Source organism: Variovorax sp. P4_D9 (assembly GCF_056401695.1).
On record NZ_JBFUIU010001089.1, the window covers coordinates 1 to 2,477 of the forward strand.

Annotated in this window: 2 protein-coding genes; one reads left to right on the plus strand and one right to left on the minus strand. The window is 62.9% G+C overall.

The features are described 5' to 3' along the window. A partial coding sequence (locus tag AC1DY5_RS51295; protein ID WP_478121960.1) for a hypothetical protein occupies positions 1-777 on the plus strand: 777 nt, incomplete at its 5' end. A 63-nt stretch (positions 778-840) separates the two neighbouring features. On the opposite strand, the gene AC1DY5_RS51300 is transcribed toward AC1DY5_RS51295, so the two are convergent. Then, positions 841-1,761, minus strand: a complete 921-nt coding sequence (locus AC1DY5_RS51300) for a hypothetical protein (protein WP_478121961.1) — start codon at positions 1,759-1,761, stop codon at positions 841-843. Positions 1,762-2,477: the final 716 nt, after the last annotated feature.

The following is a 2,477-nucleotide window of genomic DNA, read 5'->3' on the forward strand; positions in this document are numbered from 1 at the left end:
GCGATCGGCTGTGGACCGACCTACCGAGATTGGCAGAACTCGGAAACGCCGTTCGAGGCCACCGGCACGAACGTGGCGCCTGGCTTTCTGCTGTGCCCGACACCGGCACGCACGATCATCGACAACGGCACCGATGCAGGCAACTTCGCCGGCGTGGCCGTCTACGTCGACGGACAGGAGGTCGTGCTGGTCAGCGAAATGCAAGCCGGCTGGTACCGCTACATCACCGAATGGCGCTTGCATTCGAACGGAACGATCCGTCCGAGATTTGGCTTTGCCGGTACCGAGAACCGCTGCACTTGCAATCTGCACACCCATCACGTCTATTGGCGCCTCGACTTCGACATCCGCACGCCGAGCCATAACACGGTCGAGGAGTTCAACGACCCGCCGATTGTCGGCAACAACAACTGGCACACCAAGCAGTTCGAGATCCGGCGGCCGCGCGACGCGGCCCACAAGCGCAAATGGCGGGTGCGCAACACCGCGAGCGGCGAGGCATACACCATCGTTCCCGGCCCGAACGACGGTGCCGTGACCCCCTATGGCGTGGGCGACCTGTGGGTGTTGCGATATCACTCCGGCGAGATCGACGATGGCCAAGGGTTCACGACCGATCCCAGCCTGAGCGGCGCGCATCTCGAGCGCTTCATATCGCCGCCCGAGTCTGTCGTCGACACCGACGTGGTGGTCTGGTACGCGGGCCACTATGTGCACGACGCGGGCGTCGAGGTCGGGAACCGGGTCGGACCAGACTTAGTCCCTTCCGGGTGGTAGTCACGCGTGCTGCTGGCGGGCCTGCTCGATCGCGCGCACGACGCTTACTTCGAGTTCGCTCATTCAGGTATTTCCGCTTGCCGAGGCGCGCTTCTTCTTCACGTAGTTGGCAAAAGCCCAACGGTTTCTGATCTTTGGCTTTCGCGCACGCGAGGCTGAAGCCTTCCCTGGCGCGCGAGCCTTGGCGGCGCCCGCCTTGGGGGTCTTCGATCCCCGGTTCTTCTTCGGAGCTTCGCCTCCCATCCAGCGCAGATCTGCAGGCGCAAGCCCGAGCACTTCGCTCTTCAAGGTCGCCGGCGTCAGTGCATCGAATCGAGCGACGACACGGGCAGCGGCTGCGGCGTGGCCGACCCGGACCTCCTGCGGCTGACCGATCAACCACTGCAGGTCTGCGAGCGCATAGACGTTCGCGACTTCGATGCCGAGTTCGCGCGCCAGCTCGAATGCCGGACGCTGGTCGGGTCCTGAGCGCATCGCATCGAACAGCTCGAATGGCATGCGTTCCTCTGAGGCTGAGCACCAGGCGATCACGTCCTGCAGAGGCACACCCGAGAGGGCAAGCGACATGATCTCGACCCACTCCTCCGTTCCGCACTCGAACTCGAACGCACCGATGGCGCTGATGCGCCCGAGAACCGATACCGGCTCGCGTTGCAGTTCCTCCGATGCCTCGTGAATGCTCAGCGACATCCTGCTTGCGATGAGCACCTGATTGTTGGAGCCCACCGGTTCTGAGACCAGGACATGAACCAAGCCTTGATTCGCAAGAGCCTTCAAGACGGGCGCACGCGTCTTGCCATGAACGTACTCGTTGAGAAGCAAGACGTCGGGCGCCATTCGTTGCACGGCTTCCACGAAATGGTCCTTGACTGGACGTGCGCGGACTCCAGGATCTCCGAGCACGCAGCGCTTTCCATCCAACTCACCATCTGAGCCACGTGTCAATTGCGTCGACAGACCACGCTTCGCGGCATCTTGATTCATCCTTCCTTTCGGAGGCGGACGCCGTCTTTTCGCCGATCGCTCACGATGTCGGCCTTGCCAGTTCGGCGATCACAATGCGAGCCCTACAACTTCTCTACTGGCTTCGATCGCAACACCCGTTGACCAGGCCGCAGATGGTTTCAAGCGATGGCGCAATGGCGCGGCACCGGGCGCAACGAGGTCGCCCAACTCGAGCCCGCGAGTGCTGCGCCGGTGCTCTTGGACCGGATGGTAAAGGACGAACTCCTGTGGGAGATGGGTTCACCCACGAAGCGGGTCCTCGTCTCACCCAAGGGCATCTCGCTGCTGTCTCGCCTGCACCCGGCCTGGGAGACCTGGACTTGCCGTCGCGTCTCGCGCACTGGGAAAGCGAGTGGCCGGCGTCCGAGGTCGAGGTGGAGCGGTACGTCCGATCGTTCGTCTCGAGGCAACGGGGCTTCGCGTCGACCGGATAGCATCGAGGTACTACCCACCAACGCCGATGTCCGTGGAGACCTACCAGCAGAAGTTCGCGCGCCTCAACGTCAATGTGGCGGGCGGCCGCGCGAGCCCTCACAAGTGTTTGAATTCGAGCGAACGAAAGTTGCCTCTCGATAGCGTTTCGCGCTGCCGAGGCCTTGCTCGACCCGCGCACTACTCCCAGTCGCTGAGGCCGCGGGCAGGAGTCAACTGAAGGCGACTGGTCATGATTCGCTCGTTACTCGGAACCTATCCCC